10 protein-coding genes and 3 rRNA genes are annotated in these 14,669 nt (G+C 67.5%); 12 read left to right on the forward strand and 1 reads right to left on the reverse strand.

Annotation, left to right across the window (positions count from 1 at the left end):
- The first annotated feature begins 124 nt into the window (after positions 1-124).
- The 12 genes from A8713_RS17670 to A8713_RS17720 all read left to right on the forward strand — a co-directional run bounded on the left by A8713_RS17670 (position 125) and on the right by A8713_RS17720 (position 13,210).
- Positions 125-1,649: ribosomal RNA gene (locus A8713_RS17670) — 16S ribosomal RNA — on the forward strand.
- Between the two features lie 303 nt (positions 1,650-1,952).
- Positions 1,953-5,072: ribosomal RNA gene (locus tag A8713_RS17675) — 23S ribosomal RNA — on the forward strand.
- Between the two features lie 88 nt (positions 5,073-5,160).
- A 5S ribosomal RNA gene (gene rrf / locus A8713_RS17680) occupies positions 5,161-5,277 on the forward strand.
- Together the 16S, 23S and 5S rRNA genes form the textbook arrangement of a ribosomal RNA operon.
- A 62-nt stretch (positions 5,278-5,339) precedes the next feature.
- Entirely contained in the window at positions 5,340-5,996 is a 657-nt protein-coding gene (locus tag A8713_RS17685; RefSeq protein WP_064534447.1) for an HAD family hydrolase, read from the forward strand.
- A 93-nt stretch (positions 5,997-6,089) separates the two neighbouring features.
- Entirely contained in the window at positions 6,090-6,884 is a 795-nt protein-coding gene (locus A8713_RS17690; RefSeq protein WP_064534448.1) for a VC0807 family protein, read from the forward strand.
- 84 nt (positions 6,885-6,968) lie between these two features.
- Positions 6,969-8,207 (forward strand): MFS transporter, encoded by a 1,239-nt coding sequence (locus A8713_RS17695; RefSeq protein WP_079159026.1) that lies wholly within the window; start codon positions 6,969-6,971, stop codon positions 8,205-8,207.
- Positions 8,158-9,330: an acetoin utilization protein AcuC gene (locus tag A8713_RS17700; RefSeq protein ID WP_064534450.1), complete on the forward strand. Its 1,173-nt coding sequence runs from the start codon at positions 8,158-8,160 to the stop codon at positions 9,328-9,330. The genes A8713_RS17695 and A8713_RS17700 overlap by 50 nt, the downstream gene beginning before the upstream one ends.
- Before the next feature lie 147 nt (positions 9,331-9,477).
- Positions 9,478-10,293, forward strand: a complete 816-nt coding sequence (locus tag A8713_RS17705) for a phosphatase (protein WP_064537565.1) — start codon at positions 9,478-9,480, stop codon at positions 10,291-10,293.
- 129 nt (positions 10,294-10,422) lie between these two features.
- Positions 10,423-10,635, forward strand: a complete 213-nt coding sequence (locus tag A8713_RS17710) for a helix-turn-helix domain-containing protein (RefSeq protein WP_018568181.1) — start codon at positions 10,423-10,425, stop codon at positions 10,633-10,635.
- A gap of 152 nt (positions 10,636-10,787) precedes the next feature.
- A complete protein-coding gene (locus A8713_RS32395) occupies positions 10,788-10,886 on the forward strand; it encodes a 30S ribosomal protein bS22 (protein ID WP_003948845.1) in 99 nt (32 codons plus the stop codon).
- 168 nt (positions 10,887-11,054) lie between these two features.
- Entirely contained in the window at positions 11,055-12,116 is a 1,062-nt protein-coding gene (locus A8713_RS17715; protein WP_064534451.1) for an NAD-dependent epimerase/dehydratase family protein, read from the forward strand.
- A 14-nt stretch (positions 12,117-12,130) separates the two neighbouring features.
- On the forward strand, positions 12,131-13,210 hold the full coding sequence (locus A8713_RS17720) for a lysophospholipid acyltransferase family protein (RefSeq protein ID WP_064534452.1): 1,080 nt from the start codon (positions 12,131-12,133) through the stop codon (positions 13,208-13,210).
- A 94-nt stretch (positions 13,211-13,304) separates the two neighbouring features.
- On the opposite strand, the gene A8713_RS17725 is transcribed toward A8713_RS17720, so the two are convergent.
- Positions 13,305-14,558, reverse strand: a complete 1,254-nt coding sequence (locus A8713_RS17725) for a DUF5667 domain-containing protein (RefSeq protein WP_064534453.1) — start codon at positions 14,556-14,558, stop codon at positions 13,305-13,307.
- Positions 14,559-14,669 lie beyond the last annotated feature (111 nt).

A 14,669-nucleotide genomic window follows, 5' to 3' on the forward strand; every position in this document is an offset into this window, starting at 1 on the left:
CTCCGGCCGTCATGGTCGGGACGAGGTTCCTTTGAAGAAAACACAGCGAGGACGCTGTGAACCGGGGGAACATTCCTTCCCCTTGGTTCCGCTCTCGTGGTGTCGCCCCGATTACGGGGAAGCATTCACGGAGAGTTTGATCCTGGCTCAGGACGAACGCTGGCGGCGTGCTTAACACATGCAAGTCGAACGATGAACCACTTCGGTGGGGATTAGTGGCGAACGGGTGAGTAACACGTGGGCAATCTGCCCTGCACTCTGGGACAAGCCCTGGAAACGGGGTCTAATACCGGATACGAGTCTCCAAGGCATCTTGGAGACTGTAAAGCTCCGGCGGTGCAGGATGAGCCCGCGGCCTATCAGCTTGTTGGTGAGGTAGTGGCTCACCAAGGCGACGACGGGTAGCCGGCCTGAGAGGGCGACCGGCCACACTGGGACTGAGACACGGCCCAGACTCCTACGGGAGGCAGCAGTGGGGAATATTGCACAATGGGCGAAAGCCTGATGCAGCGACGCCGCGTGAGGGATGACGGCCTTCGGGTTGTAAACCTCTTTCAGCAGGGAAGAAGCGAGAGTGACGGTACCTGCAGAAGAAGCGCCGGCTAACTACGTGCCAGCAGCCGCGGTAATACGTAGGGCGCAAGCGTTGTCCGGAATTATTGGGCGTAAAGAGCTCGTAGGCGGCTTGTCACGTCGGTTGTGAAAGCCCGGGGCTTAACCCCGGGTCTGCAGTCGATACGGGCAGGCTAGAGTTCGGTAGGGGAGATCGGAATTCCTGGTGTAGCGGTGAAATGCGCAGATATCAGGAGGAACACCGGTGGCGAAGGCGGATCTCTGGGCCGATACTGACGCTGAGGAGCGAAAGCGTGGGGAGCGAACAGGATTAGATACCCTGGTAGTCCACGCCGTAAACGGTGGGCACTAGGTGTGGGCGACATTCCACGTCGTCCGTGCCGCAGCTAACGCATTAAGTGCCCCGCCTGGGGAGTACGGCCGCAAGGCTAAAACTCAAAGGAATTGACGGGGGCCCGCACAAGCGGCGGAGCATGTGGCTTAATTCGACGCAACGCGAAGAACCTTACCAAGGCTTGACATACACCGGAAAACTCTGGAGACAGGGTCCCCCTTGTGGTCGGTGTACAGGTGGTGCATGGCTGTCGTCAGCTCGTGTCGTGAGATGTTGGGTTAAGTCCCGCAACGAGCGCAACCCTTGTCCCGTGTTGCCAGCAGGCCCTTGTGGTGCTGGGGACTCACGGGAGACCGCCGGGGTCAACTCGGAGGAAGGTGGGGACGACGTCAAGTCATCATGCCCCTTATGTCTTGGGCTGCACACGTGCTACAATGGCCGGTACAATGAGCTGCGATACCGTGAGGTGGAGCGAATCTCAAAAAGCCGGTCTCAGTTCGGATTGGGGTCTGCAACTCGACCCCATGAAGTCGGAGTCGCTAGTAATCGCAGATCAGCATTGCTGCGGTGAATACGTTCCCGGGCCTTGTACACACCGCCCGTCACGTCACGAAAGTCGGTAACACCCGAAGCCGGTGGCCCAACCCCTTGTGGGAGGGAGCTGTCGAAGGTGGGACTGGCGATTGGGACGAAGTCGTAACAAGGTAGCCGTACCGGAAGGTGCGGCTGGATCACCTCCTTTCTAAGGAGCATCTAACTGCCGTAAGGCATTCAGAGCCACTACGTCGGCGAATGATCGACGATGGTCAGCTCATGGGTGGAACGTTGACTACTCGGCACGGATGGTTCTGAGGATCACTAGTACTGCTTCGGCGTGGAACGTGGGTTCGAGGGTGAGTCTGTGTCGGGCACGCTGTTGGGTGTCTGAGGGCATGGCCGTAAGGTCTGTCTTCGGTTGCCGGCCCCAGTGCACTCGGGATGTTGTCCCGGGGTGATGGGTGGTTGGTCGTTGTTTGAGAACTGCACAGTGGACGCGAGCATCTGTGGCCAAGTTTTTAAGGGCGCACGGTGGATGCCTTGGCACCAGGAACCGATGAAGGACGTGGGAGGCCACGATAGTCCCCGGGGAGTCGTCAACCAGGCTTTGATCCGGGGGTTTCCGAATGGGGAAACCCGGCAGTCGTCATGGGCTGTCACCCGCTGCTGAACACATAGGCAGTGTGGAGGGAACGCGGGGAAGTGAAACATCTCAGTACCCGCAGGAAGAGAAAACAACCGTGATTCCGGGAGTAGTGGCGAGCGAAACCGGATGAGGCCAAACCGTATGCGTGTGAGACCCGGCAGGGGTTGCGTATGCGGGGTTGTGGGATCTCTCTTCTACGGTCTGCCGGCCGTGGGACGAGTGAGAAACCGTTGATGTAGGCGAAGGACATGCGAAAGGTCCGGCGTAGAGGGTAAGACCCCCGTAGTCGAAACATTAGCGGCTCGTTTGAGAGACACCCAAGTAGCACGGGGCCCGAGAAATCCCGTGTGAATCTGGCGGGACCACCCGCTAAGCCTAAATATTCCCTGGTGACCGATAGCGGATAGTACCGTGAGGGAATGGTGAAAAGTACCCCGGGAGGGGAGTGAAATAGTACCTGAAACCGTGTGCCTACAAGCCGTGGGAGCGTCGGATGCAGCTTGCTGCATCTCGTGACTGCGTGCCTTTTGAAGAATGAGCCTGCGAGTTTGCGGTGTGTTGCGAGGTTAACCCGTTGTGGGGTAGCCGTAGCGAAAGCGAGTCCGAACAGGGCGGTGGAGTAGCACGCTCAAGACCCGAAGCGGAGTGATCTAGCCATGGGCAGGTTGAAGCGGAGGTAAGACTTCGTGGAGGACCGAACCCACCAGGGTTGAAAACCTGGGGGATGACCTGTGGTTAGGGGTGAAAGGCCAATCAAACTCCGTGATAGCTGGTTCTCCCCGAAATGCATTTAGGTGCAGCGTCGTGTGTTTCTTGCCGGAGGTAGAGCACTGGATAGGCGATGGGCCCTACCGGGTTACTGACCTTAGCCAAACTCCGAATGCCGGTAAGTGAGAGCGCGGCAGTGAGACTGTGGGGATAAGCTCCATGGTCGAGAGGGAAACAGCCCAGAGCATCGACTAAGGCCCCTAAGCGTACGCTAAGTGGGAAAGGATGTGGAGTCGCAGAGACAACCAGGAGGTTGGCTTAGAAGCAGCCACCCTTGAAAGAGTGCGTAATAGCTCACTGGTCTAGTGATTCCGCGCCGACAATGTAGCGGGGCTCAAGCGTACCGCCGAAGTCGTGTCATTCACATAAATAGCCCCAACGGGTGTGTGGATGGGTAGGGGAGCGTCGTCTGCCGGGTGAAGCGGCACTGGAAGGTAGTCGTGGACGGTTGACGAGTGAGAATGCAGGCATGAGTAGCGATTCACACGTGAGAAACGTGTGCGCCGATTGACTAAGGGTTCCTGGGTCAAGCTGATCTGCCCAGGGTAAGTCGGGACCTAAGGCGAGGCCGACAGGCGTAGTCGATGGATAACCGGTTGATATTCCGGTACCCGCTGTGAAGCGTCAAACATCGAGCATCGTGATGCTAAGGCCGTGAAGCCGCCCTGATCTCTTCGGAGTTGAGGGGAGTGGTGGAGCCGCTGAACCGAGCGGTTAGTAGGTGAGTGATGGGGTGACGCAGGAAGGTAGTCCATCCCGGGCGGTGGTTGTCCCGGGGTAAGGGTGTAGGACGGTGTGTAGGTAAATCCGCATGCCATGTGTCTGAGACCTGATGCCGAGCCGATTGTGGTGAAGTGGATGATCCTATGCTGTCGAGAAAAGCCTCTAGCGAGTTTCATGGCGGCCCGTACCCTAAACCGACTCAGGTGGTCAGGTAGAGAATACCGAGGCGTTCGGGTGAACTATGGTTAAGGAACTCGGCAAAATGCCCCCGTAACTTCGGGAGAAGGGGGGCCACGTCTGGTGAGGATCTTTACGGTCTGAGCTGGGGGTGGCCGCAGAGACCAGCGAGAAGCGACTGTTTACTAAAAACACAGGTCCGTGCGAAGCCGTAAGGCGATGTATACGGACTGACGCCTGCCCGGTGCTGGAACGTTAAGGGGACCGGTTAGCTCCATTTCGGTGGGGCGAAGCTGAGAACTTAAGCGCCAGTAAACGGCGGTGGTAACTATAACCATCCTAAGGTAGCGAAATTCCTTGTCGGGTAAGTTCCGACCTGCACGAATGGCGTAACGACTTCTCGACTGTCTCAACCATAGGCCCGGTGAAATTGCACTACGAGTAAAGATGCTCGTTTCGCGCAGCAGGACGGAAAGACCCCGGGACCTTTACTACAGTTTGATATTGGTGTTCGGTTCGGCTTGTGTAGGATAGCTGGGAGACTTTGAAGCGTGCACGCCAGTGTGTGTGGAGTCGTCGTTGAAATACCAGTCTGGTCGTGCTGGATGTCTAACCTGGGTCCGTGATCCGGATCAGGGACAGTGTCTGATGGGTAGTTTAACTGGGGCGGTTGCCTCCTAAAGGGTAACGGAGGCGCCCAAAGGTTCCCTCAGCCTGGTTGGTAATCAGGTGTTGAGTGTAAGTGCACAAGGGAGCTTGACTGTGAGACCGACGGGTCGAGCAGGGACGAAAGTCGGGACTAGTGATCCGGCGGTGGCTTGTGGAAGCGCCGTCGCTCAACGGATAAAAGGTACCCCGGGGATAACAGGCTGATCTTCCCCAAGAGTCCATATCGACGGGATGGTTTGGCACCTCGATGTCGGCTCGTCGCATCCTGGGGCTGGAGTCGGTCCCAAGGGTTGGGCTGTTCGCCCATTAAAGCGGTACGCGAGCTGGGTTTAGAACGTCGTGAGACAGTTCGGTCCCTATCCGCTGTGCGCGTAGGAGTCTTGAGAAGGGCTGTCCCTAGTACGAGAGGACCGGGACGGACGAACCTCTGGTGTGCCAGTTGTTCTGCCAAGGGCATGGCTGGTTGGCTACGTTCGGGAGGGATAACCGCTGAAAGCATCTAAGCGGGAAGCCTGCTTCGAGATGAGGACTCCCACCCACTTGATGGGGTAAGGCTCCCAGTAGACGACTGGGTTGATAGGCCGGATCTGGAAGCACGGTAACGTGTGGAGGTGACCGGTACTAATAGGCCGAGGGCTTGTCCTCAGTTGCTCGCGTCCACTGTGTTGGTTCTGAAACCACGAACAACCCCATGCCAGGTCACGGTGTGGTGCGGTTGATTGTTTCATAGTGTTTCGGTGGTCATAGCGTGAGGGAAACGCCCGGTTACATTCCGAACCCGGAAGCTAAGCCTTACAGCGCCGATGGTACTGCAGGGGGGACCCTGTGGGAGAGTAGGACACCGCCGAACAATCATTCAGGAAAGGCCCACACCTCACGGTGTGGGCCTTTTCTGCGTCTAGGCTCTTTCCTATGCGCTATGACCTCGTCATCTTCGACAACGACGGTGTGCTCGTCGACAGCGAGCCCCTCTCGAACCGTCTGCTCGCCGGTTACCTCACCGAGCTGGGCCACCCGACCTCGTACGAGGACTCGCTCCGCGACTACATGGGCGCGGCGATGCACCGGGTGCACGACCTGGTGCTGGAGCGCACCGGGAAGCGGCTGCCGGACGACTTCGACGACGTCTTCCACGCCCGGGTCTTCGCCGCCTTCGAGCGGGAGCTGAAGCCCGTGCCCGGCGCCGTCGGCGTACTGGAGAAGCTGGCGGCGGACGGGACGCCGTACTGCGTGGCCTCCTCGGGGAGCCATGAGCGCATACGGGTGGGGCACCGCGCCACGGGGCTCGACCGGTGGTTCGAGGAGGGCCGGGTCTTCAGCGCGCAGGACGTCGGCCGGGGCAAGCCGGCGCCGGACCTCTTCCTGTACGCGGCCGAGCGGATGGGGGTGGCGCCCGGCCGGTGTGTGGTCGTCGAGGACTCCCCGCTGGGCGTGCAGGCGGCCGTGGCGGCCGGGATGGACGTGTACGGGTTCGCGGCGATGACCCCCGCCGACCGGCTCGCGGGTGCCACCCGACTCTTCTCCTCCCTGGCCGACTTGACCGACCTGCTGGTTCGCCCGGAGGCATGACCCGGGCCACCGGCGCGGTGCTGACATTTGTCATGCGGAGCTCCGGACGATCGGTTCTGCCGCCGGACCCCCTGAGCGGGCGAAGCTGAGGGCATGACGAAGACCACGGGGAACCACAGCCGGAGCACCGCCCACGACGACGCCGTCCGGAACCCGAGCGTGCTGGACAACTTCCGGCCGCTCATCCTGGACATCGCGGTGCCGCTCGGCTCGTACTACGTGTTCAAGGACGCCTTCGGGACGAGCACCTTCGCGGCGCTGGCCTGGAGCAGCGCGGTCCCGGCGCTGCGGACCGTGTGGAGCCTGGTGAAGGAGCGGCGGGCCAACGCCCTGGCGGCGCTGATCCTCTTCGTGAACGTCGTCTCGCTGCTGCTGAGCTTCGTCTCCGGGGACCCGCGGCTGATGCTGGCCAAGGACAGCGGGGTCAGCAGCACGGTCGCGATCGGCATCCTGGTCTCGGTGTTCCTCGGCAGGCCGATGATGACGGCGGGGCTGAAGCCCTTCATGGTGAAGGGGGACGCCGCCAAGGAGGCCGCGTGGGAGCGGCTGGTGTCCGGTGCGGCGGCCGGCTCGGCGGTCTTCCGGCGCAAGGAGCGGCTGTTCTCGGTCGTCTGGGGCGTGGCGCTGCTGGCCGAGTGCGTGGCGCGGGTCGTGGGCGCGTACACCGTGCCCGTGGACACGATGGTCTGGCTCGGCACGGTCTTCATGGTCGGCGCGCTCGGGGCCGCCTTCCTGGTCGGCGGCGGGCTGGCCGCCGGGCCGATGGAGGAGATGGTGGCCGCCGAGGCCGAGACCGCTGGGGCCGAGACCGCTGGTGCGGAGACCGTCGAGGCCGGGGCCGTCGAGGCAGCCCGCGCCGCCGTCCCGGCGACCGCCGTCACCGCCTGAGCGGGCCGGTCCCGTCGAAGCTGAGGAAAACTCATCTTTGACTGGATCTACCCACAGGTAGCCACGGGCCCTACGCTCGCCGCCATGACAGATGTGCTGCGGCGCGGCAGGGCCTCGCTGGCGTTCAGCTTCTTCGCCCAGGGCGCCGCCTTCGCCCTCCTCGTGACGCGCATTCCGGCCATCCAGGACCGCTACGGCGTCTCGGACGGCCTGCTGCCGGTCTTCCTGGCGGCCGTGCCCATCCTCGCGGGCGTCGGCAGCGTCACCACCGAGCACCTGGTCAAGCGGTTCCGGCCCAGTCGGCTGCTGCGCTGGTCGCAGCCGGTCGTGCTGCTGGCGCTGCTCGGGGCCGGCTCCGGTGACCGGATAGCCGAGATGGCCCTGACGCTCGCCGTGTTCGGGCTGGCGGTGGGCATGCTGGACGCCTCGATGAACATGCTCGGGGTGAGTCTCCAGCGGACGTACGGCCGCAGCATCATGCTCGGCTTCCACGCCGCCTACAGCCTGGGCGGGATCGTCGGCGCCTCGCTGGCCTGGGCGGGCGCGCACTGGCATCTGGCGCTGTGGGCGTCGTATCTGCCGGTGGTTGCGGTGCTGCTCCCGGCGGCGTTCGTCGGAAGCCGCTGGTACGTCGACGCCGACACCTCCGCCGGCTCCGGTGATCCGGCCGCCGCCGGGGCCCCGGGCGACGGGGGCGCGGGCGGGACCGTCGTGTTCAAGCTGCTGCTGCCGCTCTGCCTGGTCATGACCTTCGCGTACATCGGCGACTCGACCGTCTCCAACTGGAGCGCCAAGTACCTCCAGGACACGCTGGGCAGTTCGGAGCAGCTGGCGACGGTCCCGTACAACGTCTACATGGTCACCACGCTGCTGGGCCGGACGCTCGGGGACGCCGGGGTGCGGCGGTTCGGGGCGGCGGCGGTGGTGCGTCTGGGCACGCTGGTGGCGGCGGCCGGTTTCGCGGTGGTGGCCGGGGCGCCGGGGGCCTGGGTGGGCATGCTCGGGTTCACGCTGCTGGGGCTCGGGCTGTGCGTGCTGGTGCCGCAGACCTTCGCGGCGGCCGGGCGGCTGTTCCCGGGCGCCTCGGACGCGGCGATCGCGCGCCTCAACATCTTCAACTACGTCGGTTTCCTGGTCGGCTCGCCGCTGGTGGGCGCGCTGGGCGACGCCTGGAGCTACCGCGGGGCGATGCTGGTGCCGATGGTCCTGGTGCTGGTGACGCTGGTGTACGCCAGGTCGTTCGCGCCGCCGGGCGACCGATACGGTGGCGGTCATGAGCGGCTGCGCACAGCTGATGTGGGACGAGGCGGTAACGGGGTATGACTTCGGCCGCGACCATCCGATGGACCCGGTCCGGCTCGCCCTGACCCGGAGCCTGGTCGGCGCCCTCGGGCTCGACCGCCAGGTGCGCCTGGTGTCCGCCAAGCCGGCCGGGGAGTCGACGCTGCGGCTGGTGCACCGGCTGGACTACATCGACGCGGTGAGGACGGCGTCGGCGGATCCGGCGGCGGCCGACCCGGCGTACGGCCTTGGCACGGTGGACGATCCGGCCTTCGCCGGGATGCACGAGGTCTCGGCGCTGATCGCGGGCCAGTCGGTGGGCGCGGCGGAGGCGGTGTGGGGCGGGGACGCGCTGCACGCGGTGAACTTCACGGGCGGGCTGCACCACGCGATGCCGGGCGCGGCGTCCGGCTTCTGCGTCTACAACGACGCGGCGCTGGCCATCGCCCGGCTCCTCGAACTCGGCGCCGAGCGGGTCGCGTACGTCGATGTCGACGTGCACCACGGCGACGGGGTGCAGGCCGCGTTCTGGGAGGACCCGCGGGTGCTGACGGTCTCGCTGCACGAGCATCCCCGGACGCTGTTCCCGCAGACCGGGTGGCCGCAGGAGACCGGCGCGGACAGCGCGGAGGGTTCGGCGGTGAACGTGGCGCTGCCGGCCGGGACCGGGGACGCGGGGTGGCTGCGGGCGTTCCACGCGATCGTGCCCGAACTGCTCGCGGACTTCCGGCCGCAGGTGCTGGTGACCCAGCACGGCGCCGACACGCACTTCGAGGACCCGCTCGCGCATCTCGCGGTCTCGCTGGACGCGCAGCGGGCCGTGCAGGTCGCCTGCCACGACCTGGCGCACGAGCACGCCGAGGGCCGCTGGGTCGCCCTGGGCGGCGGCGGTTACGCGGTGGTCGAGGTCGTCCCGCGCTCGTGGACGCATCTGGTGGGGATCGCGGCGGGGCGGCCGGTGGAGCCGGAGACGGTGATCCCGGAGAGCTGGCGCCAGGAGGTGTACGCGCGGACGCGGCAACTGGGGCCGCTGCGGATGACGGACGGGCGGTGGCCGGTGCCGTGGTCGGACTGGGATGCCGGGTACGACCCGGCGGACCGGCTGGACCAGGCGATCCTGGCGACCCGGCGGGCGGCGTTCCCGCTGCGCGGGCTGCTGCCCTAGCCCTAGCAGGACCTGCCGGGGCCGGGCCTGCCAGGGCCGGGGCGGCCGGGCGCGATCGGGTGTGGCCGGGCGGGTGGCGTTAGGCCGGCCGTGGGGTGTTGTGCCGTTCCCGGGACGTGGCCGGTGGCCGTCCGCCACCATCGCCTCGTGTCGAGCACCACCGCGCTGCGCGCGCATCTGGTCCGTGCCCGTCTGGCCGGTGTCGTGGCCACCACGCGCGAGGTGAGCCTGCGCAGTTACCGGCTGTTCGCCGCCGGGGATCCCCGGGCGCTGATCGGCCTGGACCCGGAACTCCCGTGGGGGCAGCGGGAGCTGATCGAACTGATGGCTGAGAAGTGCGGAGTTTCGGCCGATCCGCTGTGCACCTTCGGCCATGATGTGATTGACCCGGAGCTGACCCTGAGCGCGCTCGGCGCCTTCGCCGACCGGCTCGGCGCGGCGGCCCGGCGGGGCGCGGCGGTGCTGATCGGTACCGGGCACCCGCACCGGCTCCTCGGCTTCTACGCCGCTCTCGCGGACGCCCTGTCGGCGGCGGGATGTACCGTCCTCACCCCGGCGCAGGGTCGCTGTGTCGACATAACGACCCGGTTCGGTCTACGTACGCACCACCTGGACTACGTACGACAAGTGGCCCTCGTGCGGCTCCCGGGCCCCGCGCGCCCCGGTTGTGAGCCCGGCGCACACACGCATTCCCCGCTGCCGGTCCGGGTGGCCCTCGACGCGGCCGCGGCGGCCGGAGGACCGCTGCCCGAGCTGGTGATCGGGGACCACGGCTGGGTGTGCGGAGCAGGTCAACTGGGGTTCGAGGCCATGGGTCTGGCGGACACGGACGATCCCGCTCCGTTCGTCGGGCAGGCGGAGGGGCGCGTGGCCGTCGTGGTGCCGCTGGATGACGGAGTGCGATCCGTGTACTACCGTCCGCTCATCCGCTATGTGCTCGGCCGGGCGGGTCTGTCGCCCTAGGTTGCCGATGCGTGCACCTCTTCCCCACTCGCATCACCCGCCCCTAGTCTGGGGAGTGAGCACGCAGCGACGAAGAGTCACCGGAAGGGGAAGCCGGCGACCGTCGAGTGCGGAAGGTGCAGGTGTGTCATGGCTGCAGCTGACCAGAGGCCTCTCAACGAGGTCCAGTTCCTTACCGTGGCGGAGGTCGCCTCGGTGATGCGAGTGTCGAAGATGACCGTGTACCGCCTGGTGCACAGCGGTCATCTGCCCGCGATCCGGGTGGGGCGGTCCTTCCGCGTCCCGGAGCAAGCGGTTCACGAGTATCTTCGCGAGAGCTATGTGGGGGTGGAACCCGCCTGACGACCGGCCGGGGGGCCCGTACCGGCCCGGCCGGGACCCCCGGACACCTCGATTAACGGCCTCAGCACTCGGGCGGGTAGGCTAGCCCCTCGTAGGTCGTGTGGGCCCATGGCGCCCAAACACCGAGTGATGAGAAGTGAGCGAGGGTAGTCGTGGGCTCTGTTATCAAGAAGCGGCGCAAGCGGATGGCCAAGAAGAAGCACCGCAAGCTGCTGAAGCGCACCCGCGTCCAGCGTCGCAACAAGAAGTAGCGACGCCGGTCGCCACTGGTCAGTGCGCGACAACGCGAGAGCGTGTCTGTGGCCCCCCACCCGTGCGGTGGGGGGCCACACTAGGTTGGCCGCACACGGGGTACGCGGGACGCGACGTGAAGGCGGCCCGAAGGCGGCCCGACGGCGACGTGAAGGAAGGCGCTGATCTTGGGACAGACCGTGCTCGTGACCGGGGTGGCCCGCCGGCTCGCCGGCCGGTTCGTCCGGCGGATCCTGCGTGACCCGGAGGTGGACCGGGTGGTGGGCGTGGACGCGGTGCCGCCCGAGCACTCGCTGGGCGGCGCCGACTTCGTCCAGGCCGACATCCGCCAGCCGACCATCGCGCGGGTGCTCGCCGAGGCGTCCGCCGACACGGTCGTCCACCTGGACGTGACCGGCACCGCGCTGGGCGGCGGCAGCCGGGCCACGGTCAAGGAGACCAACGTCATCGGCACCATGCAGCTGCTGGGCGCCTGCCAGAAGTCACCCAGCGTGCGGCGTCTCGTGGTGAAGTCCAGCACCAACGTCTACGGCTCCGCGCCCCGCGATCCGGCGGTGTTCACCGAGACCACCCCGGCCAAGTCCCTGCCCAGCGGCGGCTTCGCCAAGGACGCCGTCGAGGTCGAGGGCTACGTCCGGGGCTTCGCGCGGCGGCGGCCGGACGTGGCGGTGTGCGTGCTGCGCTTCGCCAACATCCTCGGGCCGACCGTGGACACCCCGCTCGCCGCGTACTTCGCGCTGCCGGTGCTGCCGACCGTGTTCGGCTACGACCCGCGGCTCCAGTTCGCGCACGAGGACGACGTCGTCGAGGTGCTGCGGCTGGCCGCGCGGGAGGCCCGGCGGGGCACGCTCAACAGCGGCACGTTCAACATCGCCGGTGACGGGGTGCTGCTGCTCTCGCAGTGCGCGCGGCGGCTGGGCCGGCCCACCGTGCCGCTGCTGCTGCCCGCGGTCACCTGGGCGGGCTCGCTGGTGCGTACGCTGGGTATGACGGACTTCTCACCCGAGCAGATCCGGCTGCTCACCCACGGCCGGGTCGTGGCCACGGACGAGATGCGCCGCACGCTGGGATTCGCCCCCCGGTACACGACCGCCGAGACCTTCGAGGACTTCGTCCGCAGCCGCGGCCCCGGGCTGCTGCCGCCCGAAGCCCTCGCGGGGGCCGTCGACCGGATCGCCGCGCTGTCCCGCCGGGGCGGCGCTCACCTCCCGACGCCGAGCGCCAACTGAGGAGCGCAGCAACGATGGCGGACGCCAAGGTCATCCCGTTCGACGACGACCGCTCCCGCGGGGGCTCCGGATCGCGGCCGGCGCGGCGCCGCGCCGCGCACCGGCGCGGCGGCGCCGAGCCCGCGGCGGTCGGCGAGGTCCAGCCGCTGCCGGGGCGGACGGCGGCGCGCGAGGAGGACACCGGGGCGGACGGGCCCGCGTCCGGGCAGCCGGCCGGGCAGCCGGAGCCGGAGGCGGGCGGTGCCGGGGACGGCGGCGGTCTGGAGCGGCGGGTGGCGAGCGGCCTGGCGTTCCTGCGGCGGCGGCTGACGGGTGAGTACGACGTCGACGACTTCGGGTACGACGCCGAGCTGACCGACCAGGTGCTGATGTCCCTGCTGCGGCCGGTGTACGAGAAGTACTTCCGGGTCGAGGTGAAGGGCATCGAAAACATCCCCGCCGAGGGCGGGGCGCTGATCGTCGCCAACCACTCGGGGACGCTGCCGCTGGACGGGCTGATGATGCAGGTCGCCGTGCACGACCACCATCCGGCCGACCGGCATCTGCGGCTGCTCGCGGCCGACCTGGTGTTCGTGCTGCCGGTGGTCAACGAGCTGGCCCGCAAGCTGGGTCACACCCTGGCCTGTGCCGAGGACGCCGAACGGCTGCTGGGCCAGGGGGAGCTGGTCGGGGTGATGCCGGAGGGCTTCAAGGGCATCGGCAAGCCCTTCAGCGAGCGCTACAAGCTCCAGCGGTTCGGGCGGGGCGGGTTCGTCTCGACGGCGCTGCGGCAGGGCGCGCCCATCGTGCCGTGCTCGATCGTCGGGGCGGAGGAGATCTATCCGATGATCGGCAACGCCAAGACCCTCGCGCGGCTGCTCGGCTTCCCGTACTTCCCGCTGACGCCGACCTTCCCCTGGCTGGGGCCGCTGGGCGCGGTGCCGCTGCCGACGAAGTGGACGATCCAGTTCGGCGAGCCGATCCCCACGGACGGCTATCCGCCGGAGGCGGCCGAGGACCCGATGCTCATGTTCAACCTGACCGACCAGGTGCGCGAGCAGATCCAGCACACGCTCTACAAGCTGCTGGTGCAGCGGCGGTCGGTGTTCTTCTGACGCTCGCCGTTCTTCCGGGGTGCGTGCCGGTGGGGCGCCCTCGCTCTTCGGTGCGAGGGCGCCCCACCGCTGTCGTACGGCCGGTGCGCCGCTGCTACTTCGCGTCCTCGCCGTCGATGCCCAGACCGGGCAGGAGGCCCGGGAGGAGCGGGGGGATGGTGACGTCGGGGGCGCCGGGCGGCGGTGTCCTGCCCGCGGGCGGGGAGGCGCTGCCGCTGGCCTTCGGCGGGTCGAGGAGGCCGCCGGTGGTGCCGCCGAGCAGGCCCTCGCCGCTGTCGCCGCCACTGCCCGAGGAGGCGCTGGGGCTGCCGCTGCCGGACCGGTGGCCGCTCTCGGGCGCGCCGCCGCCGGTGCCGGGCGGGGCGGACCGGTCGGTGGCGCCGGCGGTGCCGGACGGCGAGGCCGGTGCGCTCCCGTGCCGCCCGCCGTCGCCGCCGGCCGGGGCCGAGGGCTGCGGCAGCAGCGACTGGAGCGGGGCGACCTCTTCGTCTATGGCGTCGAACACCGACGACACCCGGTCGCTGACGTCACCGAGCTGCACGGGCAGCTTCTGGCGCAGCGCGCCCCACGCCTCGCGGTGCGACCGGGAGAAGCTGGACAGGGCCTGGATGGGGCCCAGGGACTCCGGGTCGCGCTCGTACGCCTCGTGGAGCAGGCGGTGGCCCTCGGTGGCGTCGTGCTGCATCCCGGACAGGGTGCGGCGGATCTCGCCGAGGGACTCGTGGTCGAGGTGGCCGCCGCGGCCGCGCTCCAGCAGCCGTCTGGCCTCGCTCAGCCGGGTCGAGGCGAGGTCGAGGTACGCCTCGCCCCGGCCGTCCGCCCCGTCGGTCAGATAGTGCAGCTTGAAGTCCTCGATGCCGCGCTTGAGGCCGTACAGCGAGTCACCGGGGAGGGCGTCCGAGCTGGCGGCGGCCACGCCGCCGAAGGCGCTCGCGACCACCCCGACGCTGAGCCCACCCGCGGTCAGGCCCTTGGCCAGCCGCGTACGCGGTCGCAGCCTGCCCAGGCCGCTCGCCCGGTGCGCGCCCCTGCCGCGGGGACTGCGCTGGCCGGGCACCGACAGCTCGTTCGCCTCGCCCGCCGCGGTGCCCTCTTGCAGCATGGCCTCCATGGCGGCCACCAGCTGGGCCCGCTGGACGGCCTTGACCTCGGGGTCCAGCTCCGGCTTCGGCAGTGCGGACAGACCGCTCGCCAGGGCCAGGAACCGGCCCTGCTCGGTCTGCTCCGCCGCTGCTGGGGCCGGTGGCGGTCCCTCGGACTGCTCGGCCGCCGCGCCCCGGTCGGACAGCTCCTCCAGGGCCTGGGCGAAGGCGTTCGCCCGCCGGTGCGCCGATACGTTCGCGATCACTGGCGGCACCTCCTCTCGTCATGACGGTCGACTCCCCAGGGGTCCTGAGGGTTGCACGCCCACGACCGTGCCACACGATCGAGTGATCAGCGTGGGCCAAGGCGTGACCAC

The organism is Streptomyces sp. SAT1 (genome assembly GCF_001654495.1).
In the GTDB taxonomy this organism is placed as follows: Bacteria; Actinomycetota; Actinomycetes; order Streptomycetales; family Streptomycetaceae; genus Streptomyces; species Streptomyces andamanensis.